Annotated in this window: 12 protein-coding genes, 2 tRNA genes and 1 rRNA gene; 14 read left to right on the top strand and 1 reads right to left on the bottom strand. The window is 41.8% G+C overall.

Annotated features, from left to right (window positions below; all coding sequences use genetic code 11):
- Nucleotides 1-23: 23 nt before the first annotated feature.
- The 10 genes from mfd (at nucleotide 24) to lysS (ending at nucleotide 12,880) form a co-directional block, all read left to right on the top strand.
- Complete coding sequence (gene mfd / locus PRK60_RS08080; RefSeq protein WP_273645945.1) at nucleotides 24-3,536, top strand: transcription-repair coupling factor; 3,513 nt, start codon at nucleotides 24-26, stop codon at nucleotides 3,534-3,536.
- A 15-nt stretch (nucleotides 3,537-3,551) separates the two neighbouring features.
- A complete protein-coding gene (locus PRK60_RS08075) occupies nucleotides 3,552-3,818 on the top strand; it encodes an RNA-binding S4 domain-containing protein (RefSeq protein WP_003717850.1) in 267 nt (88 codons plus the stop codon).
- 116 nt (nucleotides 3,819-3,934) lie between these two features.
- Nucleotides 3,935-4,291, top strand: coding sequence for an FtsB family cell division protein (locus PRK60_RS08070; RefSeq protein WP_102168310.1), 357 nt, complete (start codon nucleotides 3,935-3,937; stop codon nucleotides 4,289-4,291).
- A gap of 138 nt (nucleotides 4,292-4,429) precedes the next feature.
- Nucleotides 4,430-4,933 (top strand): S1 domain-containing RNA-binding protein, encoded by a 504-nt coding sequence (locus PRK60_RS08065; RefSeq protein WP_102168311.1) that lies wholly within the window; start codon nucleotides 4,430-4,432, stop codon nucleotides 4,931-4,933.
- Between the two features lies 1 nt (nucleotide 4,934).
- Entirely contained in the window at nucleotides 4,935-6,323 is a 1,389-nt protein-coding gene (gene tilS, locus PRK60_RS08060) for a tRNA lysidine(34) synthetase TilS (protein WP_148444467.1), read from the top strand.
- The gene (gene hpt / locus PRK60_RS08055) at nucleotides 6,320-6,862 is read left to right on the top strand and encodes a hypoxanthine phosphoribosyltransferase (protein ID WP_102168313.1); all 543 of its coding nucleotides are present in this window, start codon (nucleotides 6,320-6,322) and stop codon (nucleotides 6,860-6,862) included. The genes tilS and hpt overlap by 4 nt, the downstream gene beginning before the upstream one ends.
- A 213-nt stretch (nucleotides 6,863-7,075) precedes the next feature.
- The gene (gene ftsH / locus PRK60_RS08050; RefSeq protein WP_273645944.1) at nucleotides 7,076-9,241 is read left to right on the top strand and encodes an ATP-dependent zinc metalloprotease FtsH; all 2,166 of its coding nucleotides are present in this window, start codon (nucleotides 7,076-7,078) and stop codon (nucleotides 9,239-9,241) included.
- A 77-nt stretch (nucleotides 9,242-9,318) separates the two neighbouring features.
- Nucleotides 9,319-10,221, top strand: a complete 903-nt coding sequence (gene hslO, locus PRK60_RS08045) for an Hsp33 family molecular chaperone HslO (RefSeq protein ID WP_102168315.1) — start codon at nucleotides 9,319-9,321, stop codon at nucleotides 10,219-10,221.
- Between the two features lie 104 nt (nucleotides 10,222-10,325).
- Nucleotides 10,326-11,336 carry a tRNA dihydrouridine synthase DusB gene (dusB, locus tag PRK60_RS08040; protein WP_273645943.1) on the top strand — a complete coding sequence of 337 codons (1,011 nt, stop codon included), beginning with the start codon at nucleotides 10,326-10,328 and terminating at the stop codon, nucleotides 11,334-11,336.
- A 20-nt stretch (nucleotides 11,337-11,356) separates the two neighbouring features.
- Entirely contained in the window at nucleotides 11,357-12,880 is a 1,524-nt protein-coding gene (gene lysS / locus PRK60_RS08035) for a lysine--tRNA ligase (RefSeq protein ID WP_273645942.1), read from the top strand.
- Nucleotides 12,881-12,932: 52 nt separating this feature from the next.
- Here the strand turns inward: lysS and PRK60_RS08030 are convergent, their stop codons facing one another.
- Nucleotides 12,933-13,823 (bottom strand): LysR family transcriptional regulator, encoded by an 891-nt coding sequence (locus PRK60_RS08030; RefSeq protein ID WP_102168318.1) that lies wholly within the window; start codon nucleotides 13,821-13,823, stop codon nucleotides 12,933-12,935.
- A 96-nt stretch (nucleotides 13,824-13,919) separates the two neighbouring features.
- Between PRK60_RS08030 and PRK60_RS08025 the strand changes: the two genes are divergently transcribed.
- From PRK60_RS08025 to PRK60_RS08010, 4 genes are all read left to right on the top strand, one after another.
- Complete coding sequence (locus PRK60_RS08025; RefSeq protein WP_273645941.1) at nucleotides 13,920-14,915, top strand: NAD(P)H-dependent flavin oxidoreductase; 996 nt, start codon at nucleotides 13,920-13,922, stop codon at nucleotides 14,913-14,915.
- A gap of 754 nt (nucleotides 14,916-15,669) precedes the next feature.
- A 16S ribosomal RNA gene (locus tag PRK60_RS08020) occupies nucleotides 15,670-17,244 on the top strand.
- Between the two features lie 89 nt (nucleotides 17,245-17,333).
- Nucleotides 17,334-17,408: transfer RNA gene (locus PRK60_RS08015), tRNA-Ile, on the top strand.
- A 5-nt stretch (nucleotides 17,409-17,413) separates the two neighbouring features.
- A tRNA-Ala gene (locus tag PRK60_RS08010) sits at nucleotides 17,414-17,486 on the top strand.
- Nucleotides 17,487-17,573 lie beyond the last annotated feature (87 nt).

The following is a 17,573-nucleotide window of genomic DNA, read 5'->3' as shown; positions in this document are numbered from 1 at the left end:
TGTAACAGAAAGGAGGAGAAGCCATGGAATTAACAGACTTTTGCACCCGAACAAAGGAATTTAAACAGGTTTTGACGGCAATTCAAAAGCATCAGCGACAGTTAATCACTGGTATTTCAGGATCGGCGCGAACATTGCTACTTATGGCATTGCAGAAGAACCTTGATCAGCCTCAATTAGTGATTACTGATAGTCTTTTTCATATGCAAGAGCTGGCAGCGGATTTAGAGAACCTGTTACCAGAGGAGGAAATCTATCAATTCCCAGTAGAAGAAGTTTTAGCTGCCGAAGTAGCAACAAGTTCACCGAATTATCGGCTGCAACGAGTTCAAGCATTGAACGCGTTAATTAATAACAAATCAGCAATTGTAATTGCATCGACTGCTGGTCTTCGACGAAATATTGTTGCGCCAGAATTGTTTAAACAGGCAAAATTATCACTTAAAGTCGGCGGTGAAATTGATCCTGAAAAAGCGGCAGACCAATTAAGTTCAATGGGGTACCAGCGCCAAAAGATGGTTCTGCGTCCAGGAGACTTTGCTGTCCGGGGATCAATTATTGATATCTACTCCTTGAATACCGATGATCCGGTCCGGGTTGATCTGTTTGACACTGAAATTGACTCCTTGAGGTATTTTGATGCTAGTACGCAACGAAGCATTAAAAACGTTGATGAGGTTGAGATTCTTCCCGCAACTGACTTTATTCTTCCGGTTAATGAGTTTGAGCGAGTAGAAGAAAAATTAGCCGAACAGTATGAACAGTTGAAAAAACAGGCTGATGGAGAAGATGAGCTAGAGCAACTGGCAAACTGGTTTGAACCGTTACTTACGGATCTAAAGCAGCACCAGTTAACTAACGAATTTCTTACTTATACTAATTTGATTTATCCGCAAGGGCATTCTCTTCTGGATTATCTTTCTGCTGATGGGGCGGTTCATATTGATGATTGGACGCGGATTAAGCAGACGGCTAAAGAGATCGGTGAAGAAGAATTAGGATGGTTAGAAGATAAGGCTAAACATCATCAAATCTTGCAAGCAGTTAGCCTTGGTCATGATGTTAGTAAATTAATTAGCAGTGACAAACATGCTCAAGACTTTTGGGCACTCTTCCGCAAGGGGATGGGCCAGTTAAGGTTTAAGGTTCTTACTGACTTTGGTAGTCGAACGATGCAACGGTTCTTTGGCCAAATGCCACTGTTGAAAACTGAAATGCAACGGTGGCTCGATCAGGGGCAAACCGTTATTTTAATGGCGACCAGCAAGGAGCGACGAAACCAAATTGCCCAAACAATGGATGATTTTGGTATTAAAGTTACCTCAACCGAGTTAAATCATCTTCAACAAAATGTCGTTCAATTAGTGCCAACCAATTTAGCAAACGGCTTTGAAATCCCTCAGATGGGACTAGTAATTATTACTGAGGGAGAAATGTTTAAGCAGGTCAAGAAGCGGCGAATTCGTCCACAGAAACTTGCTAACGCTGAACGGATTAAGAATTACTTAGACCTAAAACCAGGAGATTATGTCGTTCACGTTAACCACGGGATTGGGATCTTTAGCGGAATCCGGACCATGGAAGTTGATGGTGTTCACCAAGAGTACATGGTAATTAATTATCGAAATAATGCGCAAATCTTTGTTCCGGTTACCCAATTAAACCTGGTACAAAAATACGTTTCTGCTGAATCGAAGACCCCGCACATTAACAAGTTGGGTGGCAACGAATGGGCTAAGACTAAACGCCGCGTTGCCTCTAAAGTAGAAGATATTGCTGACGAGTTGGTCGACCTATACGCTAAACGGGAAACCGAAAAAGGGTATGCCTTTCCAAAGGATGATTACCTGCAAAAGCAATTTGATGCTAACTTTCCTTACTCCGAAACCCGTGATCAATTACGAAGCATTACGGAAATTAAGGAGAATATGGAAAAAGCAAAACCGATGGATCGATTGCTAGTCGGGGATGTTGGTTACGGGAAAACCGAAGTTGCCTTACGGGCGATTTTTAAGGCAGTTACTGGCGGAAAACAAGTAGCCTTTCTCGTACCAACGACCGTCTTAGCTCAACAACATTATGACACGATGAAAAAACGATTTGAGGGTTTCCCGATTGAGATCGCATTGATGTCCCGCTTCAAGACAAGAAAAGAATTGAAGGAAACTGAAAAGGGGCTTGCTGACGGGACGGTTGATGTCGTTGTCGGTACGCACCGAATCCTATCTAAAGATGTCCATTTCAAGGACTTGGGGCTGTTAATTGTTGATGAGGAACAACGATTTGGGGTTAAACATAAGGAAAAGCTGAAACAATTGAAGAACAACGTTGATGTCCTAACGTTGACAGCCACGCCAATTCCACGAACACTTCATATGTCAATGCTTGGTGTTCGTGATTTGTCTGTCTTGGAGACGCCTCCTGCTGGTCGGTATCCGATTCAGACCTATGTGATGGAACAAAATTCAGGGGCTATTCGAGATGGGATTCTTAGGGAAATGCAGCGGGGTGGACAAGTTTATTATCTGCATAACCGGGTAATGGATATTGAAGAGACCGTAGCTCGCTTGCAACAACTGGTTCCCGAAGCGCGGATTGGCTATATTGACGGCCAGATGAGTGAGAATCAGCTTGAGTCAGTCCTTTATGAATTTATTCAGGGCGGGTATGACGTGTTAGTGACGACTTCGATTATTGAAACCGGGGTTGATATTCCGAATGTTAATACTCTCTTTGTTGAGAATGCCGATAGAATGGGATTAGCCCAGCTGTACCAGATTCGCGGCCGAATTGGTCGAAGCAATCGGGTTGCTTACGCTTACTTTATGTACCAGCCCAATAAAGTTTTAACGGAGTTGGGTGAAAAGCGGTTAGCGGCAATTCGCGATTTTACCGAGCTGGGTTCAGGATTTAAGATTGCGATGCGCGACCTCTCAATTCGTGGTGCTGGAAATCTTCTGGGAAAGCAGCAACACGGTTTTATTGACTCAGTCGGCTATGACCTTTATTCTTCAATGCTGAGTGATGCTGTTGCCAAGAAGCAGGGGAAAAAGCAAGTTGATAAGTCAGATGCTGAAATTGAACTGTGTGTCGAAGCTTACTTACCTGATGATTACATTAACGATCAACAACAAAAAATTGAGTTATATAAGACCATCCGCACCGCGGCCAGTGATGAAGAACTCCTTGATATTCAAGGTGATTTAATTGATCGCTTTGGTGATTATCCAACGGCTGTCGGGAATTTACTCCTGATTAGTCAGTTGAAACAACATGCGGATTTAGCGATGATTGCAAGTATCAAACGACAACGTGATCAGATCATGATTACTTTTACAGAAAAGGGGAGCCGGAACATTACGGCGCCACAAATTATTAAAGAGTTAGCTCAGACAAAATTTAAGGCAACAATTGGTGAAAATGATCGGCAATTAAATGCCCGGCTGGTAATTCAACCGAAAATGACGATTGATGATTGGCTTCATCAGCTTCTTAAGTTTGTCACAGCATTGAGCAATTTAAAGAAAAATAAATAGAAAGAAGAGGATCGAATGCGATTAGATAAGTTTCTCAAGGTATCAAGAATTATTAAGAGACGCTCCGTTGCCAAGGAGATTGCTGATCAGGGAAGAATTTTAATTAATAATCGGCCAGCAAAGTCTTCAAGTCAGGTTGTAGCGGGTGATACGTTAACAATTAAGTTTGGTAATAAGACTGAAACGGTTAAAGTTAACCAAATTGTTGAAACAACCAAGAAGAGTGAAGCGGAAAATATGTACAAAATTATTGATGAAACCTATGCGGAAAATTTTGATTAACGCTGATTTTGAACAGTTATTAATAAAATATTTAATAATTTTAAATGTTTATAGACAATTTCCCTAAAAAGCTGTTATACTTAGTCCGTGATAAGCCAAATTAGGGGGCAACTAAAATGAGGAGTCGATCTGACAAAATTTCACAAATTAATACGCCTTATGCGCAACAAATGACTGTTAACCAGCAGTTGGTTCGTCGTGCGCACATTAAGCGCTGTAAACGAATTTTGTTAATCTTCTCGGTTGTTTTTTTGCTTCTTGGTTTTCAAATTATTCAAAGCAAACGGTCTTTAGCAAAGATTGAAGCAAGTATTCGTACTTCAAAAACGCAATTAGCTCGTCAGAGGGATATTGGAAAAGACCTTAAACAAGAAAAAAAGCAATTACATAATCCCGATTATCTGCAACAAATAATTCGCTCAAAGTATAACTATACGAAGAAGGGCGAGACAGTTTATAATTTAGATAATTAACGATAAAAAACAGGAACAGGGTCATGGATAACTTGTTCCTGTTTTTTCTTAGTTTTAGCACCTTTTCTGGTTTGAAGTATGGTATACTCAACGTACATTTATCACAATATTGTGGCTTGAGGAGGATCAATTAATTTCATGTCAATTGAAGTTGGAGCAAAGGTTTCGGGTAAGGTTTCAGGAATTACTAATTTTGGGGCCTTTGTTGATTTGGATGATAACCAAACTGGTTTAGTACACATTAGTCAGATCTCAAATAATTACGTAAAAGATATTCATGATGTATTATCAGTTGGTGATACCGTGACTGTTAAGGTCACTAAAGTTGGCGATGATGGCAAAATTGCTTTATCCATGAAGGATGCGGAAGAACGCCATCATGACGACGAACGTGGCGAACATCGCGAGCATCGTCATAATAACTTCCATCACGAGCATCATGAACACCGGAATAATGATTTTGAGCGTCAAGGTCAGCATGGTTACCACCGTGGATTCAACTCAGGCCATCACCAATCGCGACACCACGAAAATTTTGATGAAATGTTAGCTGGATACTTGAAAGAAAGCGAATCCCGCCTTTCAACATTAAAACGTCAAACTGATGGTAAGCGTGGCGGTCGTGGTGGTCGTCGGAGCTAAGATGGAATTAAACAACGAATTTAAGCGGCACCTGGAACGGGGTCGCTTTTTTAATAAAAATGATAGAGTGGTCGTGGCGGTTTCAACGGGAGTAGATTCAATGGTCTTGTTAGCGTTGCTACAGGAGCTTCCCGTAAGTATCCGCCCTCAAATAATTGTTGCCCATGTTAATCATCGGTTACGAAAGCAGAGTGAGGAAGAGGAGCGATTTATTCGAAATTATTGCAATGAACACCAGCTCAAACTGCTCGTTCATCATTGGTCATTAGCTGATCATCCACAAACTGGGATTGAAGAAGCTGCCCGGAAAATGCGTTACCGGTTTTTTGCTCAGGTGATGAAAGAAGAGCAAGCAACAATTTTATTGACAGCTCATCACCAAAATGATCTTGCTGAAACAATGCTGATGAAGCTTACCCGTGGTGGTCAATTACACCAGTTAATCGGGATTGAGGAAAAGCGGCCCTTTGCATCAGGAGTGCTTGAACGCCCTCTTTTAATTTTTCCTAAACACCGATTGCGTGAATATGCCATCAATAATCATTTGAAGTGGTATGAAGATTTAACTAACCACGAACTGAATGTTAGTCGCAATCGTTTTCGTCATCAGGTTATTCCATTATTAGAAAAAGAAAATGCTAATTTCTTAGCTTCTTTAAATAGTTACCATGAGCAGTTAGAATTAGCAGTTGAACTTGAAAACCAGTTTGCTCAAGAACAACTAGCAAAACTTAGTAACAAGAATGACCATCTGGATATAAAAAAACTAGGTCAGCTATCTCTAGCTAAGGAGCGGCTGGTTTTAGTAAAGTGGCTGGAGGAAACTGGCGCCTTAGGGCTGAAACGGGGCTTTATTGAGCAGTTACTTGCAGACATTAATAATCGTCATTTACCCCAGTTTGAACGCCAGGTTGCCCCTGATTTAGCACTATTTAAGAACTATTCCGAACTATATATAAAAAATGTTAATCAATCGCCACAAAAAACTCAAACTTCCATAAATTCTGTGGTAAAATTGGGCCGTTGGTATTCAATTGAAAACGATTATCAAATCGCTGTCGCTAAGGATAGGACCTTCTTTAACCAGGGAGAATACTGTCAAGAAATGTGGTTATCACCTGAGCAGTTACCATTAACAATTCGGCGGTGGCGAGAACGAGATCGGCTACCATTGAAGAATGGCGGTCACCAAAAAGTTGGTCGGGTTTTAATTGATCAGAAAGTGCCGTTATCAAGACGTAATCAACAGTTAGTAATTGTTGACGCTCAAAATAATGTTGTCTGGATTGTTGGGCGTAAATGGGGATGGTTTACTCGTCCCCGCGACTACCCTACCCGGTGGCAACGACTATTTATTGGCAGGCGCGATTTGAAGAGGAGAAAAGAATGAATAACGATATTGAACGAGTTTTATACAGTAAGGAAGAACTTAATCGGCGGATGGACGAACTTGCTAAACAACTGACTGCTGAGTACAAGGATCAGCGTCCATTGATTATTTCCGTAATGACTGGTGCTGTTTTATTTACTGTTGATATGATCAAGCGAATGGATATAATGGCAAAACTTGATTTTATTGATGTTTCTAGTTACTATGGCGGAACTTCTTCTACTGGGAAAGTAAAACTGGTTCAGGATTTGAAGTCAGATGTTCGTGATCGTTCAATCCTCATTATGGAAGATATTGTTGATACTGGTCATACTTTAAAGTACCTAATCGATCTCTTAAAAGAACGTGGTGCAAAGAGTGTTAAGGTATGTACTTTATTAGATAAGCCTGAGGGACGACAAGTTGAAGTGAAGGCCGATTATGTTGGCTTTAATGTTCCCAATGAATTTCTAGTTGGTTATGGTTTGGATTACCAAGGATATTACAGAAATCTTCCGTATGTTGGGATCTTGAAACCAGCTGTTTATGAAAAGGATTAATAAGGTGATGGCGAGAAAAATTTTTTCTCGCCTTTTTATTTGAGATTAGTTACTGTCAAATCAGTGGAAAAGTTAATTTAAAAAATGTAAAATTGACCAATGATGGGTGGTGATTATCAGCGTGATAATTGGCTGGTCAATATTTGTCAATTATGCTATGATAGTCACTACAATTGTAACCACACTATTGTTGCTGGTAGATAGGAGGTTGTTATGAATAACAATCGGAGAAACAATAATTTTACTCATAACGTTCTCTTCTACGCAGTGATTTTCTTATGTATTATGGGAATTGCTTACTTCTTCTTTGGTGGAAGCCAAAATAATGGACAAAGTAAGACTGTCTCACAAACAGAGTTTATCTCTGAATTGAAGAGTAACAAGGTTAAGAGTTTCCAGCTACAGCCAAATGGTGGAGTTTATAAGATTACTGGTACTTATCGTAAACCACAATCTGTTGATAATAACTCTGCTAATAGTTTTGGTTTTGCCACGCAACGAAACAGTAAAGTTAACCACTTCCAAAGTTCGGTATTACAAAGTGACGTAACTGTTAGTCAACTGCAAAAGTATGCTAACCGGGATAACGTTAAGATCAGTACGCGGGCAGAGGAATCTAACAGTGTTTGGATGAACTTGCTGTTAACTGTTTTGCCACTAATCATCATGATATTCTTTTTCTACATGATGATGGGCCAAGCTGGCCAAGGTGGTGGCGGTCGTGGAGTAATGAGCTTTGGTAAGACAAAAGCAAAGCCTGCTGATGCCAAGAAAAACAAGGTTCGGTTCTCTGACGTTGCTGGTGAAGAAGAAGAAAAACAAGAATTGGTTGAAGTTGTTGAATTCTTAAAGAATCCAAAGAAGTTCACTCGTTTGGGTGCTAAGATCCCATCTGGTGTTCTACTTGAGGGTCCTCCAGGTACTGGTAAGACCTTGCTTGCAAAGGCGGTTGCTGGTGAATCTGGAGTTCCATTCTTCTCAATTTCTGGTTCTGACTTCGTTGAAATGTTTGTCGGTGTTGGTGCTAGCCGGGTTCGGGACTTATTCGAACAGGCTAAAAAAGCAGCCCCTGCAATCATTTTCATTGATGAAATTGATGCCGTTGGTCGACGGCGTGGTGCCGGAATGGGTGGTGGCCATGATGAACGTGAACAAACCCTGAACCAATTACTGGTTGAAATGGATGGGTTCCAAGGTGACGAAGGTGTCATCGTAATGGCTGCTACTAACCGTTCTGATGTCTTGGATCCTGCTTTGCTTCGTCCAGGTCGGTTTGACCGGAAGATTTTAGTTGGTCGTCCAGACGTTAAGGGACGTGAAGCTATTCTCCGTGTTCATGCTAAAAATAAGCCATTGGCAAATGACGTTGATCTGAAGGAAATTGCAAAGCAAACGCCTGGGTTCGTCGGTGCTGACTTGGCTAACTTGCTAAATGAAGCTGCGCTATTAGCTGCTCGCCGAAACAAGACGCAAATTGATGCTGCTGATCTAGATGAGGCTGAAGACCGGGTAATTGCCGGTCCGGCTAAGCATGATCGGGTGGAATCAAAGCAAGAACGGCGGACTGTTGCTTACCACGAAGCAGGGCACACAATTGTTGGGCTTGTCTTGAATGATGCCCGAGTCGTCCATAAGGTAACAATTGTTCCTCGTGGTCGTGCTGGTGGTTACGCTATTATGCTGCCGCGGGAAGATCAGATGTTAATGTCTAAGAAGAACGCTGAAGAACAGATCGCCGGATTAATGGGTGGTCGTGCAGCTGAAGAATTAATCTTCAAGTCTCAATCTTCAGGTGCTTCTAATGACTTTGAACAAGCAACTCAAATTGCGCGGGCAATGGTTACCCAATACGGGATGAGTGATAAGATTGGTCCTGTTGAATTACAAAGTTCTGGTCAAGTATTTATAGGTCAGGGCTACGACCAGTCACCATACTCTGAAAAGACTGCTGCCTTAGTTGACGAGGAAGTTCGCCGGATCCTTCGTGAAGGACACGAACAAGCTCTTCACATCATCGAGACCCACCGTGAACAACATAAGCTGATTGCTGAAGCGTTACTGAAGTATGAAACACTTGACGAAAAGCAAATTCTTAGTCTTTATAAGACTGGGAAATTGCCTGATAAGGATATTGCTGCGGCTGATGAAGAAGCCCGTGCACAAACCTTTGAAGAGTCAAAGCGTGCCTTGGAAAGATTAGAAGATGAAAAGCACAGTAACGCAACTGAACAACTAAAAGCAAGTAGTTCAGCTACAGATGATGAAGCTTCACAAGCTGCTGATACTCCAAATAGTGAGGCAGCTGATGCACCAACATCTGCTAGTGATGCAGATTCTGATTCCGATCATTCCGATGCTCCGGATGAGCGTGATAAATAATTAGATTGAGAAACAGGGGGAATAAGCCGAGAGGTCGGTCGTGTTCTTCCTGTTTTTTACGTGAAAGGATGATAAAAATGAAATCAACAGACTATTTAGTAAAAAGTATTAGCAAGGACGGCAAGTTTCGTGCTTATGCGGTTAATGCCAGTCAATTAGTCGAAAAGGCCCATGAAATTCATGATACCTGGAGTGCTTCTTCAGCTGCTCTTGGTCGAACACTAATTGGAACTCTCCTTTTGGCAACTGCCAGTCTCCAAGGTGAAGCAGGGATGACCGTTAAAATTCAGGGTGATGGTCCAGTTGGGTTTATTGTTGCTGATGGGACAGCTCAGGGAACCGTTAAGGGCTACATGGGGAATAACCACGTTAGTTTACCGGCAAATGAAAAGGGAAAGATCGATGTTTCTGGAGCGATTGGCAAACACGGAACATTATCCGTTACCAAAATGGCGCCTGGAGATAAGACGCCATATACCGGGCAGGTTAATTTGGTTTCTGGTGAACTTGGTGATGACTTTACCTATTACCTTGCACAATCGGAACAGATTCCGTCAGCGGTTGGTCTTTCTGTCTTTGTTAATCCTGATGAATCAATTGAAGTTGCTGGTGGTTTTATGATTCAAGTGCTCCCTGGGGCAAGTGATGAAGAAATTAGTAAACTTGAAAAGAAATTGAAGGAGTTGCCATTAGTATCAGAAATGCTTCGGGACGGTGATACTCCTGAGGATATCTTGAAACGAATTTTTGGTGATCAATTGAAGATTTTAGACCGGATGCCAGTTTCATACCGTTGCGATTGCAGTAAGGAACGGTTTGCTCACGCGTTGGCAAGTATCTCAAAGAAGGATCTGGAAAAGATGATCAATGAAGATCACCATGCTGAAGCGGTCTGCCAATTCTGTGGTAAGAAGTATGAATTTAATGAGCAGAAATTAAAAGATATCTATGCCAAAATGAACCAAGAGGAATCTAAATAACCCAATTTATTTGGTGAAAAATCGATGATGTGCTATCATGATTTGGTTATTGAACGAAGAATTAGCCAGTGCAGTTCACATTAATTTTATAATGAGGTGAAAAAATGAAGTGGCATATTGGAACTGTCGAAATTCCTAACCAAGTTGTGGTTGCCCCAATGGCTGGAGTTACCAACTCGGCATTTCGGGTGATTTGCAAGGAGTTTGGTGCAGGATACGTAGTCTGCGAGATGATTTCTGATCGAGGAATTATGTACCATAACAAGAAAACGTTGAACATGATGGATGTCGATCCAAGTGAGCACCCGATGGGAATTCAAATTTTTGGTGGTACAAAGGAAACCTTAGTTCAGGCCGCTAAGTATGTTGATGAACATACAGCAGCTGATGTGATTGATATTAATATGGGATGCCCAGTTAATAAGGTTGTTAAAACGGATGCTGGTGCCCGCTGGCTTCTTGACCCCAATAAGGTTTACGAAATGGTATCATATGTTACCGATGCAGTGAAAAAACCAGTTACGGTAAAAATGCGGACTGGCTGGGACGATAAGCATATCTATGCAGTTGAAAATGCCCTAGCAGCTGAACGGGCAGGTGCTGCAGCTCTAGCAATGCATGGTCGAACCCGAAAACAAATGTATACGGGACACGCTGATTGGAATATACTAAAAGAAGTAGCAGATCATTTATCAATTCCATTTATGGCTAATGGTGATGTTCGGACTCCAGAAGATGCTAAGCGGATTCTGGATGAGACGGGAGCAACCGCTGCAATGATTGGTCGAGCAGCTCTTGGTAACCCATGGATGTTAAAGCGAACAGAACATTACTTGGAAACTGGCGAGCTTCTTCCTGAAGCCACACCTGAACAAAAAATTAAGATGGCTAAGGAACACCTTAATCGGTTGATTGACCTCAAAGGTGAATATGAGGGTGTTCGGGAATTTCGTGGCCTTTCTACTTACTATCTTAAGGGAATTCCACGTTCTGCCCGGACCAAAGCTTCGTTAGTTGAAGCGGAGACTCGTCAGGAAATGAATGATATTTTTGATCGGTTTGCTGAACAAACAGCTGAGCGTGAATTGAAGAAAGAGCAACGGAAGCACGCTTAATTAAGAGGAGGAGAAAGTACGTGTCACAAGAATTAGATCAAATGCGCGTTCGTCGCGAAAAGATGGAAGAACTTAAAGAGGCGGGAATTGAACCATTCGGTCGTCGCTTTAAGCGGGATCACCTTGCTCAAGACTTGCACGATAAGTACGATCAATTTGATAAGGAAGAACTAAGCGAAAAGGGCGAAATGGTGATTATCGCTGGTCGAATGACGCGGAAGCGGAGTAGCGGTAAGGCTGGCTTTGCTGATTTCGTTGATCGAACTGGTAAGATTCAAGTGTATGCTCGAAAAGACATGGTTGGTGATGAACCATACCATATCTTTAAGCGTGCTGATATTGGTGACTTTCTTGGGATTGAAGGGGATGTAATCAAAACCGATACGGGAGAATTAACTGTTCGGGCCCACAAGATTACATTCTTGTCTAAAGCTCTTCGGCCACTTCCAAACAAGTGGGAAGGGGTTACCGATCCTGAAACAATTTATCGGCAACGTTATCTTGACCTGATTTCAAATCCAGAAAGCTTCAAGCGCTTCCACCAACGAACAGCGATCATTAAAGCAGTTCGTCGTTACATGGATGAACATGGCTTTACTGAAGTTGAAACACCAATTTTGAACACCCAAGCAGGGGGTGCAAATGCTCGACCATTTATTACCCACCACAATGCATTGGATATTGATATGTACTTGCGGATTGCAACCGAACTTTACTTGAAGCGGTTGATTGTTGGTGGCTTTGAACGGGTTTACGAACTTGGCCGGATTTTCCGGAATGAAGGGATGGATCCACACCATAACCCTGAATTTACCACAATGGAAACCTATGCTGCTTACTTTGACTTCCGTGACGTAATGGATGAAACTGAGGGGATTGTTAAGGTAGCGGCTAAGGTTGTCTCTGATGATGGCAAGATTACTTACCAAGGACATGAAATCGACCTTGGTGGTGAATTTAAGCGGATCACAATGGTTGACGCTGTTAAGGAAAAGACAGGAATTGACTTTAGCGATGAATCAATGACTGATGATGACGCCAAGAAGCTGGCTGACGAGCATAAGGTTGAATATAAGCCATACTGGACAAAGGGTCATATTTTGAATGCCTTCTTTGAAGAATTCGTTGAAGATACCTTGATTCAACCAACGTTTGTTTATGAGTACCCAGTTGAAGTTTCACCACTAGCAAAGCGGAACAAGGAAAATCCAGCAATGACTGATCGATTTGAATTGTACGTTGACGGTAGTGAATTAGCGAATGCCTTTAGTGAATTAAACGATCCAATTGACCAAAAGGAACGTTTTGAAATGCAAGCTAAGGAAAAGGCTAATGGTAATGATGAAGCAGAACCAGTAGACTTAGATTACGTTGAGGCCCTTGAATATGGGATGCCGCCAACAGGTGGTCTCGGAATCGGTATCGACCGGTTAGTAATGCTATTAACTGATGCTAAGTCTATTCGTGATGTCATCCTTTTCCCAACAATGCGTCCAGAAAAGGAAGAAACGAACGGTAAGAAGAAAAAGAATAAGAAGAAGTAACATATAAGGAGCCACATCCTCTTGAAATTTGAGAGAGGTGTGGCTCTTTTGGTTATTTCACTAGATCATATATTTTTTGTGCTACCTGCCTAGTTAATACTGGTGCACTTTGTAAGTAAGAGACGGCAAGAGTTAGATTAATCAAGTTGCGAGGGAGCGGCATTAGACAGTATGCACTTTCTTTAGTTAAACTATCTTGCGCAATCTTGGTGGTTGTGATTGTTGTTGCTTTAGTCTTGAGTGCTAGTTGGGTTGCTAATCTACTTGTTGGCATTTCAGCTAACTTATTAATAGAAATATGATTTTTCTTGAGAAGATAATTAACTTGCTGCTGAAAGAAAGAAGCATTACTAACGGCAATGTAGTTGCTATTATTTAGTTTCGATAATCCTTCTTCAGAAAAAGAAATAATTTTTTGATGGGGGTTGTATAGGGGACAAGTATCTGGAATAAGCAGTGACATTTCTGCTGGTTCAAATGGCAGAATCTGAAAAAGCGGATTGTTGCATTTTTGACCAATTACAATATCGACCTCTTTACTAGTTAAGGAGTGCTCATTAGCAGTTGTTGTAACCTTAAATAGTGTTTCAGGAAAGGCTTGATGGAGGATAGCAATGATATTAGTTACTGACAAGCCAATTAGAGAGCAAAAAGCAATTGTAATTACCCCTTCTTCTTGATGCTTGAGTCTCCTAATATTGGTATGGAGATTATCTTCGGCGGCTTGAATTTCTTTCATGTTATTAAGAATTGATTCTCCTGCCTTTGTTAAAGAGAGTGGATTAGTTCTATTAACTAATTTGATTTGATAATTGTCTTCCATTTTTTTAATTAGTCGACTGATGTAAGGCTGACTTAAATATAATTTTTCAGCAAGGGTGGTTAAGGTAGCGGTGTATTGGGCACCTTCTAAGATTTGAATTTCTCGTCTTAAATTATTCATTATTATTCCTCATCTGTAATAATTTCACTAACTATTACTATTTTACTTGCTATGGTTATAACATCATAATAATAGTATAAACGATATGGAGGGATCATGATGAATAAAGTTACCGAAAAATTAGGAATCGAAAAACCAATTATCCAGGGTCCGTTATTCTGGTTAACAAATGCAGAAATGGTTGCTGCCGTTTCTAATGCTGGAGGAATGGGAACACTTGGGATTAATGCTGGTCAGTATCCAATTGATACCTCAGAAAGTCATAATCAGACCTTTGAGAACATGCAAAAGGAAATTCGAAAAACTAAAGCACTAACGAAAAAGCCATTTGGAATTAATCTTATTTTTACTCCTGATCCAGATAAAGGTGCTTTTACTGGTAGGATGATTGAATTAATGGCTAAAGAGAAGGTTGCTGCCGCGGTAATCTATGCTGCTAAACCAATTTCTCGGTGGTTTAATAAGCTACGCGATAACGGTATTAAAATTATTTATCGTCCTGCTACGCCAACAAAAGAAATAGTTGAAGCAAGTGTTCAAATGGGGGCTGACGTTATCGTCGCAACAGGCTTTGACGAAGGTGGAACCGTTCCAGACAAAGCTGTAGGAACATTTTCTGCAGTTCCGTATGTGGTTGATATAGTTAATGGTCGAATACCAGTAATGGCTGCTGGAGGAATTGTCGATGCTCGTACCGCCAAAGCTGCCTTTGCTCTAGGCGCTGATGGCATTTTTGCAGGTACTGCTTTTTTGGCAACGGAAGAATCACCAATGGCTGATAATATTAAGCAAGCGGTTATAGAAAATGATGCATATGACGAAGTATTGTTTAGTGCTGAACCGAAATATTATCGCTCTCTTCCAGGAGAATTACCTAATCGACTAGTTCGATTAACCGACGAAGGTAAAAGTAAAGAAGAAGTGTGGCATACTGCCAATGCTTATCGCGGAATGCACGATGGAATGATTGATGGTGATCTCAGTAAGGGATATGCTTCACTTGGTCTTGGCATTTCTTTCATTCATCAAATTGATCCAATTGATAAAGTAGTTGACCGAATTTATTCGGGGGTACCAGAAGAACAACGATAATGGAACCAGATAGTGACTTCACAATGTCTTAAAAGGCAATGCGGAGTCTTTTTATATTAGATTTCTGTAGAGAGAAAATTAATCTGAAACGAATGTTAATAGTGTTTGAAGATCCAAGGGATGGTTATCTTGTTGATGAATTTTAGAATTACTAGAAATAGATAAAGGAGTGAAAAAATTTTGATTAGTCAGTAATAAAATCTTTGCGATGAATATAGTAAGAAACATTTTCATGTGTAGGTGTAAACGTTATTGAAAATAGATCGAACTTTAAATTGATCGATCGTTATTTTTTACGTTAAAACGGCAAATATTATGAACAATAATGAACTAAGAAATCACAAAATTCGCTTATAGAAAATTTGTTTAATTTTTTTAGAATAGACGTTGACTTATTAATGATGAGCTTGTATAGTAATTAACGTTGTCTGCGAGGTAATGATTTCTATCAAATGTTGATTGAAATTAATTGTTGACTTAAGCGAGACAACATGATATATTATAAAAGTTGCTTGTTAAAAAGTATGACAGCTAGTTAAAATATTAAAATTAGTTGTTGACATTACAAAGAGCATCTGATATAACAAATTTGTTAGTCAACACTTGTTGCTGACTAAGGTAGACCTTTGAAAACTGAACAAAGTTTCGACGAATCAAATGTGTAGGGTCTTCAATCATAATGATTTGAAGCAAAACATTTGCGAAGTCAATTCGCTTAATTAATTTGAATTAGAGCTATTCAAGTTCTTATATTTTATATGAGAGTTTGATCCTGGCTCAGGATGAACGCCGGCGGTGTGCCTAATACATGCAAGTCGAGCGCACTGGCCCAACTGATATGACGTGCTTGCACTGAATTGACGTTGGATTCCCAGTGAGCGGCGGACGGGTGAGTAACACGTGGGCAACCTGCCCTGAAGCGGGGGATAACATCTGGAAACAGGTGCTAATACCGCATAACAACGAAAACCACATGGTTTTCGTTTCAAAGATGGTTTCGGCTATCACTTCAGGATGGGCCCGCGGTGCATTAGCTAGTTGGTAAGGTAACGGCTTACCAAGGCGATGATGCATAGCCGAGTTGAGAGACTGATCGGCCACAATGGAACTGAGACACGGTCCATACTCCTACGGGAGGCAGCAGTAGGGAATCTTCCACAATGGGCGCAAGCCTGATGGAGCAACACCGCGTGAGTGAAGAAGGGTTTCGGCTCGTAAAGCTCTGTTGTTGGAGAAGAACGTGCGTGAGAGTAACTGTTCACGCAGTGACGGTATCCAACCAGAAAGTCACGGCTAACTACGTGCCAGCAGCCGCGGTAATACGTAGGTGGCAAGCGTTATCCGGATTTATTGGGCGTAAAGCGAGCGCAGGCGGTTGCTTAGGTCTGATGTGAAAGCCTTCGGCTTAACCGAAGAAGTGCATCGGAAACCGGGCGACTTGAGTGCAGAAGAGGACAGTGGAACTCCATGTGTAGCGGTGGAATGCGTAGATATATGGAAGAACACCAGTGGCGAAGGCGGCTGTCTGGTCTGCAACTGACGCTGAGGCTCGAAAGCATGGGTAGCGAACAGGATTAGATACCCTGGTAGTCCATGCCGTAAACGATGAGTGCTAGGTGTTGGAGGGTTTCCGCCCTTCAGTGCCGGAGCTAACGCATTAAGCACTCCGCCTGGGGAGTACGACCGCAAGGTTGAAACTCAAAGGAATTGACGGGGGCCCGCACAAGCGGTGGAGCATGTGGTTTAATTCGAAGCTACGCGAAGAACCTTACCAGGTCTTGACATCTTGCGCTAACCTAAGAGATTAGGCGTTCCCTTCGGGGACGCAATGACAGGTGGTGCATGGTCGTCGTCAGCTCGTGTCGTGAGATGTTGGGTTAAGTCCCGCAACGAGCGCAACCCTTGTTACTAGTTGCCAGCATTTAGTTGGGCACTCTAGTGAGACTGCCGGTGACAAACCGGAGGAAGGTGGGGACGACGTCAGATCATCATGCCCCTTATGACCTGGGCTACACACGTGCTACAATGGACGGTACAACGAGTTGCGAACTCGCGAGAGTAAGCTAATCTCTTAAAGCCGTTCTCAGTTCGGACTGTAGGCTGCAACTCGCCTACACGAAGTCGGAATCGCTAGTAATCGCGGATCAGCATGCCGCGGTGAATACGTTCCCGGGCCTTGTACACACCGCCCGTCACACCATGGAAGTTTGCAATGCCCAAAGTCGGTGGCCTAACCATTTGGAGGGAACCGCCTAAGGCAGGGCAGATGACTGGGGTGAAGTCGTAACAAGGTAGCCGTAGGAGAACCTGCGGCTGGATCACCTCCTTTCTAAGGAATAAAACGGAAACCTACACATTGTGGAAACTTTGTTTAGTTTTGAGAGATTTACTCTCAAAACAAGATTATGACGCTTATTTGGGCCTATAGCTCAGCTGGTTTAGAGCGCACGCCTGATAAGCGTGAGGTCGATGGTTCAAGTCCATTTAGGCCCATATATGGGGAATTAGCTCAGCTGGGAGAGCACCTGCTTTGCAAGCAGGAGGTCATCGGTTCGATTCCGTTATTCTCCATTGCTAACCGTGAGGTTAGCGAGCTTGCACTTTGAAAACTAAATAATATCAATTTTCTTTATTAATTAACAAAACAAACCGAGAACA

Source organism: Limosilactobacillus portuensis (assembly GCF_028607025.1).
GTDB lineage: Bacteria > Bacillota > Bacilli > Lactobacillales > Lactobacillaceae > Limosilactobacillus > Limosilactobacillus portuensis.
This window is presented reverse-complemented; position numbering and strand designations above follow the sequence as displayed.

What these genes read in the sequence shown, in the direction of transcription:
- PRK60_RS08030 (WP_102168318.1), bottom strand. Translation starts at nt 13,823, where the DNA reads ATGAATAATTTAAGACGAGAAATTCAAATCTTAGAAGGTGCCCAATAC.
- hpt (WP_102168313.1), top strand. Translation starts at nt 6,320, where the DNA reads ATGAATAACGATATTGAACGAGTTTTATACAGTAAGGAAGAACTTAAT.
- PRK60_RS08075 (WP_003717850.1), top strand. Translation starts at nt 3,552, where the DNA reads ATGCGATTAGATAAGTTTCTCAAGGTATCAAGAATTATTAAGAGACGC.
- PRK60_RS08065 (WP_102168311.1), top strand. Translation starts at nt 4,430, where the DNA reads ATGTCAATTGAAGTTGGAGCAAAGGTTTCGGGTAAGGTTTCAGGAATT.
- ftsH (WP_273645944.1), top strand. Translation starts at nt 7,076, where the DNA reads ATGAATAACAATCGGAGAAACAATAATTTTACTCATAACGTTCTCTTC.
- hslO (WP_102168315.1), top strand. Translation starts at nt 9,319, where the DNA reads ATGAAATCAACAGACTATTTAGTAAAAAGTATTAGCAAGGACGGCAAG.
- PRK60_RS08070 (WP_102168310.1), top strand. Translation starts at nt 3,935, where the DNA reads ATGAGGAGTCGATCTGACAAAATTTCACAAATTAATACGCCTTATGCG.
- mfd (WP_273645945.1), top strand. Translation starts at nt 24, where the DNA reads ATGGAATTAACAGACTTTTGCACCCGAACAAAGGAATTTAAACAGGTT.
- PRK60_RS08025 (WP_273645941.1), top strand. Translation starts at nt 13,920, where the DNA reads ATGATGAATAAAGTTACCGAAAAATTAGGAATCGAAAAACCAATTATC.
- dusB (WP_273645943.1), top strand. Translation starts at nt 10,326, where the DNA reads ATGAAGTGGCATATTGGAACTGTCGAAATTCCTAACCAAGTTGTGGTT.
- tilS (WP_148444467.1), top strand. Translation starts at nt 4,935, where the DNA reads ATGGAATTAAACAACGAATTTAAGCGGCACCTGGAACGGGGTCGCTTT.